This window comes from Salipiger sp. PrR003 (assembly GCF_010500785.1).
Classification (GTDB): domain Bacteria; phylum Pseudomonadota; class Alphaproteobacteria; order Rhodobacterales; family Rhodobacteraceae; genus Salipiger; species Salipiger pacificus_A.
This window is the reverse complement of the sequence record NZ_JAAGOV010000076.1, coordinates 160,035-175,591: the sequence shown is the minus strand read 5'-3', so window position 1 is coordinate 175,591 and position 15,557 is coordinate 160,035. Positions and strand designations below refer to the sequence as shown.

Sequence of the window (15,557 nt, the reverse complement as noted above, 5' to 3'; positions counted from 1 at the left end):
TGACGCCAGCATGGAGCCCTTGTTCTTGGCAGAAGGTGAGGGATTCGAACCCTCGGTACGCGATAACGTACACTGCCTTTCCAAGGCAGCGCCTTCGACCGCTCGGCCAACCTTCCGTATTCTGTTCATTCGAGATCTACTGTTCTCATGGCGGGGAGACTGGGATTCGAACCCAGGGGACGGCGCAAACCGCCCAGAGGTTTTCAAGACCACCGCATTAAGCCGCTCTGCCACCTCCCCATATGAGAACAGGATCACCATGGACCTGTATTCTTTGGCGACTTGGCCGATCCGTAGTTGGCCTGGTACTTCCAGTCGACCTCGCAAGCCATAAGCAATGCTCAAACGGTCGGCGGGCTTCTTTCACTGGGATGTTCACCGCTATATCGGCTCCGGGCGCCGCCAAGCCCCTTCGCCTTGGTCTTGTCCATCGGACTCGAACCGGTACCCTATTAATTACGTTACAATCCACATCTCCACGATGGAGAATACCGGAAAATCCGGCATATATTCCCTCTACTGCAAGGGAATTCATGGTCTGTGCAGTAGGATTCGAACCTACGGTCCCTAGAACCCAAATCTAGTGCTTTACCAGGCTAAGCTATGCACAGACGAAACTTTGGAGCGGATGACGGGGTTCGAACCCACGACCTGAAGATTGGAAATCTCCTGCTCTACCAACTGAGCTACATCCGCAAACCCTCGGGATTTCGAGGGCTGACCCGAGACCTATTCTTGCAGATAGGTTCCAGATCAAGAAAATTTGGCTCCCGTACCAGGACTCGAACCTGGGACACACGGATTAACAGTCCGCTGTTCTACCAACTGAACTATACGGAAACGATCACTGTTTTCCAAAAGGCCCTGCTATAGGACAGTTTGAAAAACAGTGTCTTCTGCCATTATCGAGATCAGTCGATCTCTAGGCTGTTTCTCGGTCATCAATGTCAAAGAGCAAAAGAAAAGGGGCCCAGAAGGGCCCCTCGTAGAGATGTCGATCCACATCGACACGCAAAAGGGGGCCGGCTACCGCGTTGCGGAGCTTCCTGATCCATTTGGTGTATTCGACGTGGGGGTCATTGTCTTGATCTCTCTAATTTCGGCAGGTCGAAACGGTGTGTCTCGCCTCGTTGATGGATAGATACAGCGCAAGAATGCTCTCGTCAAGCGTCTATCCAATTTTTTTCTGAACTTTTTTCAGTTCAACCTTGGCGTGCCTTCATTTGGCGGTGCTTTGCCCACTGAGATTGCATTCTCAAGCAGGCTGACAGCGGCCATAAGCCTGTCGGCTGCCCTCACGCGATCGGACTTCTTCGCCTCAACTGCGAAGTCATCCGGATTGTATAGCTTGCCTTCCAGGAAGTGATGACTGGCATGCCATGCGGGGCCGGTAGGTGTCCTCTTCTGATGCACGATGGAGGGGCCTTTTTTGTTGTGCAGTGAGCTCTCTCCAGACTTATGCACGAAGAGCGAGCCGTTCTCGCCTGCCGTCACATAGGATTCCTTCGGGTCGTAATCGAACTTGTCTTTCGTCAGACCCCCATCGTCCAGGATCAGGCGCTCGAAAGCATTGAGGGTCTGCAAGAGCGTGCCGATGTTCGGGAACGCGTTCGGAGAGTTCGCCGCATCCTCAGGCGCTCTGAAATCCAAGTGATCCATGAACTCTCCATGCTCGTCAAATCGAGCAAGCATCGTCGTCTTGCCCTCATTGATCCACGAGAGAGTCGTGGAGCCGTCCTTGTTGAAGGTCACGCAGCTCGGGATCCCGGCACAGTTCTCTTCCGGATACTGACGGATCAACGAGATTGTCCTCGTCACCTCGTACCCGCGGTTCCGGTTGGATGAGATGTGCGCCACGGCTTCCGCCAGATGTTCCTTGTCGCAGACAACGATATCGTGGTCGTCGCCCGTGATGAACTCCATCAGGCTGTTTGCAAAGCCCTTGCTCTTTCGCTGTTTGACAGCCTCGAGCGCACGCACAAGGTGGTCAAGCTGACCGCGCTGGGAAATGACAACCTTCAGGTTGTGAAGCGAGTTGGTGTACCTGCTTTGGCCTTCTTCCCGGCGCTTCTCCAAGCGGTCCATGACCGCCTTCTGCAGTTTTTCAGAAACCGGCGAGAACACCTTGTCCTTGATGAAGTCGACGATACCGGTGACGTAGAGCACCGACATCGTGGCCAGGCTTTCCATGAAGTTTGCCAGCCCTGCCGCGTCGATCACAAGACTGGGCGCGACCATCAAAGCTGTCACCGCAAGCGCGGACCCGTTCCGAGCAATGCCATTTGTAACCTTGTCTCTGAAAATCCTGCCGCGAGCCATGGAACTCAAGTCTGTCTTCTTGTCGGTCTTGCAGCCGATGAAGAGAGCACCCCTCATCTTGTGCGGGTAGTCATGAGCATCGAGCGCCTGGAAGCCACCACGTGAGAGCGCCTCATTGGTCGTTGCCCTCAGCTCATCTGTCAACTTGGCACCTTCAAGAAGGCATGAGATCACCCGGGCTCGGCCCCAATCTGCATTCTTCAAAGATGCTTCCTTGTAGTCGACCCGGCGTTGCCGTGTGTGCGTCATCACTGCATTTGTCCACGAGGCCCTGGGCGCCTTTACATCGGTCATCTTCGCGCCCCGGAAATTCGGGACATCGAAGGTGCTCCCCGACATGCTTGCACGATCCAGCTTGGCGCCGCAGAACCGGACCTCCCAGTCCGCATAGGCACCATCGAAACTGGTCCCTTCACAATCTGTGTTGGAGAAGTTGGTGCCGCTCAGGTTACAGCCGTCGAATTTGGTGTCCGTCAGCTTTGATCCGCTGAAGTTGAAGCCGGTGAGATTCAATCCGCGGAAATCCAAGCCTGACAAGTCCAAGCCAGACCAATCCTTTCGCTCGGGGTTGGTCATCCCTGGTTCGAGCAGCCTTTCCAGCATTTCACGCTTCTTGCGCTCCACACCGTTTCTCGTGTGCTCTGCCCTGCTGTAGTCAGCATAGCGGATCTTGCCTTGCAGATCTTTCACCTCGATCTTCACGGGCAGACCGAGAAGATCGTCCGGATTCTTCCTGACCTTTCCGAACATCGAGTTATTCGAGCGCCGACGGGCGCCGGTTTGCGCCATGTGTTCTCCACGCGGCCTTACGCGGGCCGGCGTCTCTGTATGCCTGGTATGTGCCATGGGTTCTCCGAAGCAGATTGGTATTTCGTCTGCTGCGGAAGTTGTCGGCCATGTGAAAAGAAGAAGTGCGCACCAAAGATGCGCCCTATGGTTCCCCTTCCATAGCGATGAGCACCTTTTGAAGTGCGTTCATCATGTCGGGGATGATCCGGTTCTCAACCACGGCAACTTTCTCAAGGAGGTCATCGCGACGTAGTGGGTCACCGTATAGGTTCCTGAAAAAGTGCCTGAACCTCATCAGATCACGCAACTCGGGACTATCAGGAATGGCCGCAGGCCTGATCGGTGTGTCCGATGTCATCTGGTCGAGAAGGTCTGCATGATACCGCGCGCCTCCGGGTCGTGCGCCATCGATGTCGATCGCGATGTCCTCCAATATCCCCTCGATGCCGCAATAGATGTTGTGCAGAGATCGCCCCATACTGTCGTCGAGATAGAAGGCCTCTTCTGTCCCATGTCCGCTAGCTATTTCTGCCGCACGCCGAGCATGGGAAAGGTCCACTTCAATCTTCTCGAGTTTCCGGTTGATCCTGATGAAGAGCGGTAGGGCACTGGCGATCTTCATGAAACCAAAGCGGCTCCCAAGGCCTCGGCGCGAGAGAGGGAAATCATATCGACGCATATCCCCTGCGAGGCCGCTTTGCGTTCCAATGCTTCCTCTAATCGTCGACGGTCTTCTATCGTCAGCCCGTCAGGGATCGCAACATCCAGGTCTGACCGACCATCCACATGACCTTCGACAAAGGAGCCGAAGAACATTATTTTCACGCCGAACTGCTTTGCGACCTCACGCATATCCTCGGCAGCGCTCTCTAAGCGCGTCCTGTGCGCTTTGGCCTGAGCAGCCTTAATGACGAAGTAGCGGTTCGTCATGATGAAGTCCCTTAACGTCGGCCGACTGTATCACGCCCGACTGGAGGCGTGGAAGACCTATGTCTGCGGCAAGGTATCGAGCGGCTTCACCTTGCCCACTTTTGAAAAAGCCACGCTATGCCCAAACTTGCGGCCCTCCTGAAAGAAGCAGCAGGGATCGGCCGCGGCCATGCCTGCGGGCCCGCCCTCGAGGCAGGTGACGGTGCCGTCGGCAAGCACCATGAAGTCCATCGTGAAGTCCTGATGCCCCAGGCAGCGGGCATCAGGTCGTCTAGGCCGCCCGCCCAGCACCACGTACAGCACGTTGGAACATCAGGCCCATGAGCATATCGCGCGCCTCCTGATCCTGCATGAAGGCGTTTCGCATGGCGTTGTCGCGCTGGAATGCCTGGATCGCCCGGCGCATAAACTCTGCATCGAACCGGGGTCGAACGTCCCTAGGGTCATTGTTCCGCAGCATCTCCGTCCAGACGTCATCCTCGAGGATGTCTTTGTTCACCCCCTCGAAGCGGAGGTAGTCATCTTCCGAGAACTCGGTACCGTGCCGCGCGTTGAACGAGGAGATGATCTCGGTGAGGGTCTTTGCCTCCTCCTCGGTGTAGGGGTTGGCCCCAAATCGGTCGATCGGGCTCAGTGCCTGATTGTCGTCCTTGCCCAGCGAAGCGTTTTGCTCCTCCCCTTCCTTCTGGAGGCGGAAGGCCGCCATTTCCAACATGTCGTCGGTCACATCCTCGCCCTGAGGCGCTTGACGAGACGGGAGAAGTCGTTTCAGCCAGCTCCCGTAGATATGTAGCTTTTCAAGATCCGTGTCACCAAGGTCGACTACCTGTGCGATGAAGGAATAGAAGCGTAGGAAGGACGCCAGCACCTGCCGGAATTCTTCCTGGTCATCCTCGCTCAGGTTCTCATTGAAACGCGTTACAGCCTGCCGGACGACACCCTCGAGAACCGGGCGTTCGTCAGCACGCTTGGAAGCCTGCAGGAAACGGGTGACAAAACGATCGATCTCCCCTGCGTCCAGAACGCCGAAGGCTTTCAGGCGGGCTTCGAGGTTGTAGACTTGGTTCGGATCCGAGATGTCTTCGAGTTGGGTCACGTTGTAGTAAGGCCTGAATGCATCCTGAATCTCTTCCACCGTATTCCTGAAGTCGAGAATGTAGGTGCGCTCTTTGCTCGGATAGGTCCGGTTCAGCCGCGCGAGGGTCTGCACGGCCTGGAGCCCGCTCAGACGGCGGTCAACATACATCGCCACAAGCTTGGGCTGGTCGAAGCCCGTCTGGTATTTCTCAGCGACCACGAGGACGTTGTAGAATGCCCCATCGAACTGTCGCGGGAGCTCTGTCTCGGCAAAGCCGTTGATACCCGGCTCAGTGTATGTCTGTCCGTCGATCGTAATTTCACCCGAGAAAGCCACGAGAGATGTCACGTCCGTGTAGCCATTGTCCGCGATGTATTTCGTGATTGCCTGATGTGTTTTGATTGCATGTTCCCTACTCGAGGTCACGACCATCGCCTTGGCCTGACCGGAGATCTCTGGGAGAGCATGACGGCGGAAGTGTTCAACAATGACCTCTGCCTTCTGGCTCATCGCAGTCTCGTGGAAGTCGATAAAGCGAGCCACTTTGCGCGAGGACTTGCGCTCGAGAAGCTCGGGATCATCCTCGATCGCCTTTTCCAGCCTCGCATAGGACTTGTAGGTCTGATAGTTCCGCAGAACGTCCAGAATGAAGCCTTCCTCAACAGCCTGGCGCATCGAGTAAAGATGGAACGGCTCAGGGCCGCTTTCTCCCATGCGACCGAACCGCTCCATGGTTACGTTCTTCGGCGTTGCGGTGAACGCGAGATAGGATAGGTTGGCCTGAGGTCCGCGCAGACGCTGAAGCTCAAGCAGAGCCTGTTCGGTGGCATCGAACTCCTTCTCTTCCTCCGAAAGGTCTCCATCGGCCAGAACGCGTGCCATGCTGTCGGCATGCTTGCCGGACTGGGAGCTGTGTGCCTCGTCGATGATGATGGCAAAGCGCTTGCCAGCTTCGTTCTTCAGTACCGAGAGCTGATCGGTCGAGAATTTGTGGATCGTCGAGATGATGATCTTGGCACCGTCCTGAATCGCTTTTTTCAGCTGGCGGGACGTGCCGTCAATTGGCTTCACATATCCGTCCGTCTGCGCGAACGACTTGATTGTCTGCTGAAGCTGGCGATCAAGGACGACACGGTCGGTAACCACGATCACAGTGTCGAAGATCGCCTGGTCATTATCGTCATGCAGTGTCGCGAGATGGTGCGCGGCCCAGGCAATGGTGTTGGATTTCCCGGAGCCAGCCGAGTGCTGAAAGAGGTAGTTCTGGCCGGCGCCATTCGCCTTGGCATCCTGGGTCAGCATGCGCACGGCGTCGAGCTGTTGAAAACGTGGCCAGATCGTGGTCCGCTTCAGCTGTCCGCCCGGTTGCTGGACCTCGTCCACTAGGACGAAGCGGTGCAGGATCCCGAGGAGGACATCTCGCGAGAAGACAGCCTTGCGGGCCCCAATGTCCCGGTAGAGGTAGGCGATGCGGAACTCGTCCTCGATATCCGGGTTCCCGGCACCGCCGTCACGGCCGCGGTTGAAGGGCAGAAAGCGGGTCCTGCCGTTGTTCAGCTGGGTCGTCATCGAGACGTTGTCCTGATCCAGCGCGAAATGAACGAGGGCGCCACGCTTGAAGGTCAGGAGGGGTTCGCCATTGGGGGCGCGATCCTTGCGGTACTGCTTCTCGGCTGTCTGGTAAGTCGACCCAGTCAGGGTGTTCTTGAGTTCCAGGGTGGCGAAGGGGATGCCGTTGACAAAGAGTACCACGTCGATGGCGTTCTCGGATCGCAAGGAATAGCGGACTTGTCGCATCACGCCGAGAATATTGCCCTCGTATGCCCGCAGAGTGGCCGGGTTCAGGCCGGAAGCGGGTTTGAAGGTGCAGAGCGTGATTTTAATTCCAGGCACGATGGTGATGCCCTGACGCAGCATCTCGAGGGTGCCAACGGACTTGAGGCGCGCCTCGACCTGGCGGGTCAGGGTCTCGCGTTCCTTGCCGGGATACTGGTCGCAGAGCTTCTTCCAGGCGTCGGGCTGCGTCGTGCGGAGGTATTCCTCGATCATCTCGGGATCGAGGGCGGTCTTGCGGTCGAAGGCCGTGTAGGGACGTTCGCGCCAGCCCTGGCGCGTGACAAGCTGATCGACGAGGTGGAGTTCCACGGCTTCTTCGGTATGGAGCTTTTCGCGGGAGATGGCTGGGCTGGTCATATGGGTACTCGAAATGTTCTGTGGGAATTCAGCGGTTCAGGTGATCAAGGATCGCTTTAGCGTCTTCAATGCGGGTGACGCCGAGGCGGGCAATGGGGCGGGTGCGGAAGTCGTCATAGCCGCTGAGATTGCTGTTTGCGCCATCGCCATTGGCATCGGTCCAGCCTTTGCCCTTTGGCGTCTTGCGCACCACCTCGACCGAGGGCGGCAGACCTTGCGGCATGTTCAGGCTCGTGACCCAGAAATTCACCAGCCCGTCATGGTCGAACTCCACCCCGAGCGCGCGACGACGGGCACCGACGTGCCAGACCTCGAGATGCTCTTTCTTGCTTGTCGCGGTCTTGGCCGGGACGGGCTGGGCGTGGGCGCTTAGAAAGGCGCGCACGGCGCCTTTCAAATCGTTGATGGTCTCGCTCATGCCTGCATCTCCTCTTCGATCCGGTCGAGGGTTTCCGAGGTGGTGCCCGCCTTGCCGTAGGTGTCCACGTCGATCTGGCCGGTGACGGCGGCGGTGATCAGGGCGGTCCGGTATTCGCGCAGCAGCTCTGTCGCTTTCGCATTCTTTTCTACAAGCGTATCTTCGCGGGTGGCCCGGGCCTCGATCTGTTTCAAAATGCTATCCTGTTGCTCCAGAGTTGGCACCGGCAATCGCATATCCAAGAAAGCATCCGGATACAGACGTAGGCGGGAGGAGTGGATACCTTTGCTGCGCCGTGTCGCCTCGGCAACAAAAGGTTTGGAGCGCACCAAAAGATCCACATACTCGGGCAATAATTTACCACTGGTTGGGCGATAGATTCCATATGCTGGACTTATAAGGCCAGCTTCCTTGCTAACACCCATCGCGCCCATCCACGCCCACATCGTGTTGATGACGAGGTCGTTGGGCTGGACAAGCTTATAGCCCTCATGGCTTTCGGCCATGATCATATTCACGTTTTTTTCGGATCGCCTTGTGACGCCTGTGAGGTGGGAAACAGTCAGGAGCTCTTCATCGCCCGTCTCGCTAAGTTGCACACGCTCTTGAAAGTGAACTTTGGCACGTTCTCGTGCGACTTGTGATGGTAGGTTTTCAAGCCAATTGGTTGTTGATGGGCGTTGATTTTCTTCAGGCAAGCCCACAAGTAGGCTCGCGATCAAGGCTTCCCGGCTTTCTTTAACTTTTGCCTCGAACCGTGTGCGCAGCGCGATCAGCTCATCAATCCGCGCGGTCTCGCGGTCGAGGAAGGCGGCGATCCGTTTCTGGGTGGGGAGGTCCGGAGCCGGAAGACGAAGCGCCGCTATGTCGTAGGAGGACAAATGTTTCACGGTGCTCGCAGGCGTAAGATCGTTGATGACCTTCAGCCCGTAAGGAATCTGATAGAAAGCAAAGCGGGGATCTAATTTGCCTGTCGGTACGGCACGTAGCGCAGCGACACGTTGATTGAGTAGGGCATTTCCTTTGGACCACCATGCGCAGTTGAAATCGCCGTCCATGCCTACCACGATGTCTTCATTTTGAACGACGCAATTCAGGCCGTTCGTGCCATCGTAGGCTGTAGGCAAATCTGTGCTCAAAATATCCCGGATACGGACAAGCGGAAAGCCGACACCATTGACATTGAAGTGCTCCGATTCAAACGGAAAGCCATTTATGACCTTAAAGCTCTCCGCGACACGTTGCCATTGCCAGTCGGCTGCGATTTGCGGCGCCCAGAAAATGTGCGCATCAAACTTCATGCCACCACCTCTTTCAGCAGCCCGGCGATCTCAGCTTCCAACGTCTTCAGCTCCGCATCGATCTCCGCCAGTGGTCGGGGCGGGATGTACTGGTAGAAATACCGGTTGAAGTTGATCTCGAAGCCAACCCGGCCAACTCCGCCGTCAGTTTGATCAGTATGGTTTTCATCGACCCAGGCGTCAGACACGAACGGGCGGACTTCCCGTTTAAAGTAGTCCAACCAATCTTCGGACAAGGGAACTAGCTCATTGTCACGCAGTTTCGGATCGGGTTCAGGCCGCCCTTTGGAGTCGAAGCAAATCTCAGCTTCGGGATCGGTCTCTCCGAAGATAGCGATCGCCTCCTTCAAGAACGAAGTCTTCTTGCGCCCACCAAACAAGGTATCGATGCTCTCGGCCATGTGCTCCATTGCTTGAGAGACATTCTCTTGAAGCGTTGCCGGGCCCACAGTTTTACCCGGGGTCTTCGTGGTCATGGCTTTGAACCGCTCGAATGCTTCTTCCATCGCCGTTAGGAAGGCATCACGACTCATGAATACCTGTCCGGCCAAGTCATCTTTAAGCGTATCGATAACATCGGATCGTTCTAGCTGCGACAGCTTCTTGAATGCCTTGCTCCCGGAAAGACGGTTCAGACCTTCCTCAGTGACCTCGAACTTCAAACGAAGCGGGCGCTCCACCCGGATCTCGCGGTAGCCGAAATCCGTAGTGTCGAACGTCTTGGATACATCGCCGTAGCCGGCGGTCCCGTTTAGGAACTCGCCATAGATGCGCACGATTTCGGCACGCGCGTCATCGCCGATGGCACGACGCTTAGAGCCCAGAGACTTGCGCATGGACTGCCAGAAGCGCTCACCGGACGCGTCGATCAGTTGCACCTTCCCGCGGCGCTGCTCCGGCTTCCGGTTCGACAGGATCCAGATGTAGGTCTGGATGCCAGTGTTGTAGAAGATGTCGGTCGGCAGCGCGATGATGGCCTCGACCAAGTCGTTCTCCAGTAGCCACCGCCTGATCTCGCTTTCGCCGGACCCAGGGCCGCCAGTGAAAAGCGGGGAGCCGTTCATAACGATGCCAACACGAGAGCCTTTCTCGTCATCGCGCATCTTCGAAACCATGTGCTGCACGAAGAGCAGTTGTCCGTCGGAAATTCGGGGGAGGCCCGCGCCAAAGCGACCGTCGAAGCCAAGGTCCTCGGCCTCTTCCCTGATCGGTGCGGCATATTTCTTCCAATCCACGCCGTAAGGAGGATTGGAGAGCATGTAGTGGAAGGTCTCCCCCTCATGGGCATCATCGGTCAGTGTGTTTCCGTAAGCAATCCGGGACGCATCATGGCCTTTCACCATCATGTCGGACTTGCAGATCGCGAAGGACTCACCGTTCAACTCCTGACCGAAGAGATCAACATTGAGTGCGGAGTTGAACTCTTTCATCGCCTCTTCCGCCACCGATAGCATTCCGCCTGTGCCGCAGGCCGGGTCATAGACGCGGCGGATGATCCCCTTGCCGGAAAGGGCCTCATCGTCATTTGCCAAGAGTAGGTCGACCAGAAGGCGCACCACCTCGCGCGGCGTGAAGTGTTCACCGGCGGTCTCGTTGGAGATTTCCGAGAAGCGGCGGATCAACTCCTCGAAGAGGTAGCCCATCTCCAGGTTTGAGACCTTCTCCGGGTGGATCGCCAACTGACAGAACTTGTCGAAGACCATCCAGAGGGAGCCCTTGTCGTCGAGGTCCTTCAGGATCTCAGTGAGCTTGAATTTCTCAATGAAGATGTCTCGCACGTTCGGGCTGAAACCGGTCAGATAGTCCACGAGATTGCTACGCAGCTGCCCGGCGTCCTGCTGGCGTAAGGTGGCGAAAGTGAACTGGCTGGTGTTGTAAATCTGCCCTCCGGCGGCCGCGATCTCTGACAAGATCGTCATGCGCATCTGCTCATCCATCTCCTCAGGAAGGCCGGATGCGGTATCGAGGACGGCTTGCTTAGTGTTTTCCAGGAGACAGTCGAGGCGGCGTAGAATCGTGAGAGGAAGTACGATCTTGCCGTACTCCGATTGCTTAAAGTCCCCCCGGAGCAGTTCCGCAATGGACCAAATGAACGTGGCGTTGTTGTTGATAGTATCCTGGCTCAAAGCCGGTCTCCTGAGTTCTCTAGATCCAATTCCGTATTGCCCGTTAAGGTACGAGGTCGGGCCGTGACTTGGAACATGTGTTTCATTGAAAATTAGGGGTTAACGGACTCAAGCGGTGAGCTCGGCCAGCGGCATGACAGGCCCGGTCTGTGAGAACACCACGCCATGCAGAAAATCCTCCCCAACCTCGCGATCTTCCTGAAAGAAGCAGCAGGGGTCGGCCGCGGCCATGCCTGCGGGCCCGCCCTCGAGGAATGTGACCGTGCCGTCGGCGAGCACCATGAAGTCCATCGTGAAGTCCTGATGCCCCCAGGTGGCGGGCATCCATGATGGGCGATCGCTCAGCTCCGCGCCGTCCTCGGGCATGTCTGGGCAGAGCGCATAGCTCCCGACGCCGATCCTGAATTCTTCCATCGTGTTGAGGATGCGCTGGGCGTGATCGACTGCGGCCTTCGCCAGTGGCGCATACTCCTCCGGGTCCATCGCGACCTGAACATAGTAGTTCGAGATGCCTACGATCTTGCCGTTTTCGACGAAGACTCTGAATTCTGCCGGCCAACTCCCCTCCTCGCCACGGAAGCTCCCGGCGATTTTCCGTGGAGTCTCGATCGGGCGCGCATAGGCCCGCACCATGTCCTCGCCGGTGTCTCTGAAGGTCGAAAGGAAACGGTCCTCGAAAAGGAAGAATATGCGCTTGCCCTCGATGTCCTCGAACAAGCCTTGAGTCATCGCCTGCCCTTGCGACATCACGCTCTTGACCTCTGCCGGTGTCACGTGCTCCATCCGAAGCATCTCGGTATCCTGCAGTAGGGATACGACGCGATCGTGGAACGTGTCGAACGCGGCCGACGCCTCAGGCTCGTTATCCAGGGCTTCCCAGAACCGTTCGGACGGGAATGCATCGAGCATATGAGCGCGAATATACGGCACTCCCGCGAGGTTGGCGACTGCCAGCCAGGACTCGATCGACAACAGGTTGAAGCGGACCGCCTCCTTTCCCGGCTTTCTCGCTTGAATGGCATTCGCGCGCACCAGGTTCGACTTTGTCCAATCGTACCCAGCTTGGCGCTTTGCCGCCCGCTCTTCCTTCGAAGGCAGGTTCACCACGAAGCTTTCGAAGATGTCGCCGATCTCACTCATCACGCTGCCGCCTTCTCGCTTTCCACGACCTCGTTCAGAAGGCCAACCACAAGGCTGCGCACCTTGGTATCGGTGTTGCTCTCGTCGAAGAGCGTTTCCATCTGCTCGCGGATCACAGTGCCATCGTCGGTCTTGGAGAAGTCTGCACTCTCCTCGACCTGGATGAGCTGCACGAAGACACTCTCCATCGACCCCTCTTCCTCGGGCGCACTGTCTTCCATGATGCTCGAGATCAGGCGACCTGTGAGATCGAAGGCATCCTTTCGGTGCGTCAGATCAAAAGGCTCGATTTTGCCATTGCGGTCGAAACCCCACACCCGCGGGATGTGCTCCATGGCGTCAACGGCCTGACGGGTGATGTTGCCGGGGTTGAACCAGGTGGTCTCGCCCTCGCGGCGGATCTTCTTCATCAGGTGCATGTGCCCGTTCACGGCCAGCTTGCAGCCCTTGATCTCGTGCAGCGGGCGGGAACCGGGATATGCACCTTCGAAGGCAAGGTCATGGTGCGTGATCCACACCACGCTTTTGCAGTCCGGGAACATTCCGCTCACGTCGGTGGGGATGTCCTCTCCGTACGGGGTGCCCCCGAGCCCGATACGGGTGCCCTCGAAATCGAAAACGCCGTACGGGCCGGTTTGCTTGATCAGATCGAACGCACCGGAGCTTTCGAGCAGGGACAGGGTGTCATCGTCGCTCAGCTTGGCATGGGTGCGCTCATGGTTGCCCAGAAGGTTGACGACCTTGAAGCGTGCGGATTTCAGGATCCGGATCAGACGGTTTTTCAGACTTTCGCTGCCCGGCACTGGCTCATCCAGAAGATCACCCAGGATGACCATGACGTAGTTGTGGTCGTTGGCGATGCGAACCGCCTCCGCCAGCTTGTTGAGGATCGTCGTCTGATAGTCGTCGTCCTTGCGCCGGCCCGGACGACGAACACTCACGTGCGGATCACCAACGAAGAGGAATCCGGAGGCTCCGGTCTCGAGCTTCAGTTCGGCGACATTTTCAGAGTTTGCGATCATGGTTTCTTCAGAGGATGTCATGGCTGTGCTCGATGTTGTTGTTGCAGAGCGGGCAGACATGCCCGGCGTCTTCGATTGCTGCGGCGATCTTGCGGTCGACCTCCTCGAGCTCTCCCGACAGCCTGGCAGCACGCTTGGTTGCTTCACTGTTGGAAATCGTCACACCCTGAAGGGTTCGCAGGATGCCGCGGATTTCGCCCAGATCAGCCAGTTCCGGCACTGTCGGCAATTCGTCAGGCATCGCTTCGCTGATCCGGACAGCCTCGCCGAGGCGCTTTTCGATACCGGCGATTTGGCTTCCAATACGGGTGATTTCACGCCGCTTCTCGACATTCGCCTCAATCGAGGGAAACTCGGTCGGCAGAGCGCCCAGTGCCGCCGCTACCGGCTCGGCCCTGGCAAGACGCGCTTCCAGCTCGGAGCACTGCGCCATGAGGCCGTGGGCAGCAATTGTCTGATCATGCCGGCCGCGGAGGCTGGTGAGCCCTTCCTCGACTGCATCGAGGTCCTTTGCGAGTTCCTGGTAGGCGTGCAGCTTTAGGAGTTGTTCCTGAATCTCGTTCACTTCGATCTCGCCGCGCTTGATCAGGTCAGCATCGGCACGCGATTTCTGCCGCTGGCGCTCAATCATCTTCTGGGCGTAGCCGGACTCCCGACCGATCGACAGGACGCTTGCGCGTGTGGAGGCCTTCTCCCCCATCAGGAACACCGGGAACTTCTGGTGCGAAAGCTGGTGCTCCAGACCTTCGAACTTCTGGATGCCCGTGACTTTGCCAACCCAGTCCGGCGCCGAGCGGCCACCGGAGCGGAATTCAGTGTTGGTGTCTGCGTCCGTCAGCACGTTGCCTTCCAGGTCCTCGAGGGTCCACTCGTTGACCGGGTTGCGGCCCGGTTGCCGGGTCAGCTTGACGACGCGGCCGCCTTCGATCTCGATCTCCACGGCAACGTTCTTGCACCCATGGCGGATATCGGCATCCGAGATCTCACCGTAGGTCACGGCCCGCAGTGCGCGGATGACACAGGATTTGCCGATGTGGTTGTCGCCGATGATCGCAGTCGTTCCCGGCGCCAGACGCACTTCGGTGTCTTCATGGCTCATGAAGCTCACCATCCGCAGACGACGAATGCCTACTTGGTCCTCCGCCCACGCGTCCGATTTCGGATCGTTTTGGCAGATGATGCGGTTCCCGTCCTTGTAGAGGCGGGAAATCGCAAAACCCTCGGGCATCAGCTCAAGCGCATGGTGGCTGATGAGGAGCGACTGGACGTCGAGCTTCTGCCCCAGGTCGTCGATCACACCATAGAAATTCGGGACCCGCGAAGGAGCGATCCAGCAATCCGGCTCATCAAGGGCGACGAACTTGCGCATGCCCGAGCGAACGGTGGCGATCATCCGAAGCCCGAGCGAGATGACGTTGGTCATCGAACCGCCGCAGCCGTTCAGGATGTCTTCCCGGTGATCACCGGCGCGCACGAAAATATCCAGCGCCGGAAGCCCGCGCTCCGTGTAGAGATCGAGACCGATCTCGTCGCCCGATTTCAGAACGTCGTGCGCCAGAGCGGTCAAAAGGCGCTCATAGCTGCCCACCGATTTCTTGTGCAGCGAGGCCTGCAGATCCTGAAGGAAGGCGTCGACGTCCCCTTTGAGCAGTTCGCGCCCCTTAGCCTTCCCGACGTCCTGTGTCAGCTGATCGAGGCGCCTTTGCAGCGTCTCTCGGCGGCCCTCGGACTTGGCGAGCTCGGTGCGGACTTGCGATACTGTGCGCCCCATGGTCTCAAGATCAGCACCCGCTTGGTTCAGGCGATCATCAGTAGGGGCGGACACCCCGGTAGAAGCGGCAGATGTGCCTGCGCCGATCGCCGACCCGCGAGGCTTCAGCCTGCCGAGAGACGGACGAACTCGGGTCATGCGTCCTCCTGGAGAGCTGCCAGACTTTCGGTGATTGCCTCGATCTGACCGCGGAACTCCGCGATCTTCTTGGCGTCCTCCTCCTGCAACTCTTCATAGAGATTCCGAAGGTCTTCGACGGTCTCCACGCCGAATTTGTCCTTCATCTCCTTGATCAGCTCCGCCAGGGTCCGCTTGTGCTGGGAGATCTCCGCATCTGCGGCCATCTTTTGACGTTCGAGGTCACGGTGCTTGGCCTTCAGGCCTTCGAGTTCGGTGATCTTGGCGTCGTTTGCCATCGGGTCCATCCTTATTTCTCGATCAGATTATCCATATAACTATTCTTTGTCAAC

The 15,557-nt window shown here is 57.6% G+C and carries 12 protein-coding genes and 5 tRNA genes; all 17 read right to left on the bottom strand.

Annotated elements, in window-relative coordinates; genetic code table 11:
• Positions 1 to 26: 26 nt before the first annotated feature.
• A tRNA-Ser gene (locus tag G0D83_RS25410) sits at positions 27 to 116 on the bottom strand.
• A 32-nt stretch (positions 117 to 148) separates the two neighbouring features.
• Positions 149 to 240: transfer RNA gene (locus tag G0D83_RS25405), tRNA-Ser, on the bottom strand.
• 294 nt (positions 241 to 534) lie between these two features.
• Positions 535 to 611 (bottom strand) — tRNA-Pro (locus tag G0D83_RS25400).
• A 9-nt stretch (positions 612 to 620) separates the two neighbouring features.
• Positions 621 to 696, bottom strand: a tRNA-Gly gene (locus tag G0D83_RS25395).
• Positions 697 to 764: 68 nt separating this feature from the next.
• Positions 765 to 840: transfer RNA gene (locus G0D83_RS25390), tRNA-Asn, on the bottom strand.
• A gap of 357 nt (positions 841 to 1,197) precedes the next feature.
• Entirely contained in the window at positions 1,198 to 3,108 is a 1,911-nt protein-coding gene (locus G0D83_RS25385; protein ID WP_164197360.1) for a pentapeptide repeat-containing protein, read from the bottom strand.
• Between the two features lie 142 nt (positions 3,109 to 3,250).
• Positions 3,251 to 3,730, bottom strand: coding sequence for an antitoxin (locus G0D83_RS25380; protein WP_164197359.1), 480 nt, complete (start codon positions 3,728 to 3,730; stop codon positions 3,251 to 3,253).
• Positions 3,727 to 4,038 (bottom strand): nucleotidyltransferase domain-containing protein, encoded by a 312-nt coding sequence (locus G0D83_RS25375; protein ID WP_164197358.1) that lies wholly within the window; start codon positions 4,036 to 4,038, stop codon positions 3,727 to 3,729. Before G0D83_RS25375 ends, G0D83_RS25380 begins: the two co-directional genes overlap by 4 nt.
• A gap of 57 nt (positions 4,039 to 4,095) precedes the next feature.
• Positions 4,096 to 4,269, bottom strand: coding sequence for a hypothetical protein (locus G0D83_RS25370; RefSeq protein ID WP_164197357.1), 174 nt, complete (start codon positions 4,267 to 4,269; stop codon positions 4,096 to 4,098).
• 40 nt (positions 4,270 to 4,309) lie between these two features.
• On the bottom strand, positions 4,310 to 7,309 hold the full coding sequence (locus G0D83_RS25365) for a type I restriction endonuclease subunit R (protein WP_164197356.1): 3,000 nt from the start codon (positions 7,307 to 7,309) through the stop codon (positions 4,310 to 4,312).
• Positions 7,310 to 7,337: 28 nt separating this feature from the next.
• The gene (locus G0D83_RS25360; RefSeq protein WP_164197355.1) at positions 7,338 to 7,727 is read right to left on the bottom strand and encodes a hypothetical protein; all 390 of its coding nucleotides are present in this window, start codon (positions 7,725 to 7,727) and stop codon (positions 7,338 to 7,340) included.
• Positions 7,724 to 9,028 (bottom strand): restriction endonuclease subunit S, encoded by a 1,305-nt coding sequence (locus tag G0D83_RS25355; protein ID WP_164197354.1) that lies wholly within the window; start codon positions 9,026 to 9,028, stop codon positions 7,724 to 7,726. Before G0D83_RS25355 ends, G0D83_RS25360 begins: the two co-directional genes overlap by 4 nt.
• Positions 9,025 to 11,154: a class I SAM-dependent DNA methyltransferase gene (locus tag G0D83_RS25350; RefSeq protein WP_164197353.1), complete on the bottom strand. Its 2,130-nt coding sequence runs from the start codon at positions 11,152 to 11,154 to the stop codon at positions 9,025 to 9,027. The genes G0D83_RS25355 and G0D83_RS25350 overlap by 4 nt, the downstream gene beginning before the upstream one ends.
• Positions 11,155 to 11,262: 108 nt before the next feature.
• Positions 11,263 to 12,294 carry a hypothetical protein gene (locus G0D83_RS25345; protein ID WP_164197352.1) on the bottom strand — a complete coding sequence of 344 codons (1,032 nt, stop codon included), beginning with the start codon at positions 12,292 to 12,294 and terminating at the stop codon, positions 11,263 to 11,265.
• Complete coding sequence (locus tag G0D83_RS25340) at positions 12,294 to 13,316, bottom strand: metallophosphoesterase (protein ID WP_164197351.1); 1,023 nt, start codon at positions 13,314 to 13,316, stop codon at positions 12,294 to 12,296. The genes G0D83_RS25345 and G0D83_RS25340 overlap by 1 nt, the downstream gene beginning before the upstream one ends.
• Positions 13,317 to 13,323: 7 nt before the next feature.
• Positions 13,324 to 15,225: an ATP-binding protein gene (locus tag G0D83_RS25335; protein WP_164197350.1), complete on the bottom strand. Its 1,902-nt coding sequence runs from the start codon at positions 15,223 to 15,225 to the stop codon at positions 13,324 to 13,326.
• A complete protein-coding gene (locus G0D83_RS25330; protein WP_164197349.1) occupies positions 15,222 to 15,503 on the bottom strand; it encodes a hypothetical protein in 282 nt (93 codons plus the stop codon). Before G0D83_RS25330 ends, G0D83_RS25335 begins: the two co-directional genes overlap by 4 nt.
• Between the last annotated feature and the right edge of the window lie 54 nt (positions 15,504 to 15,557).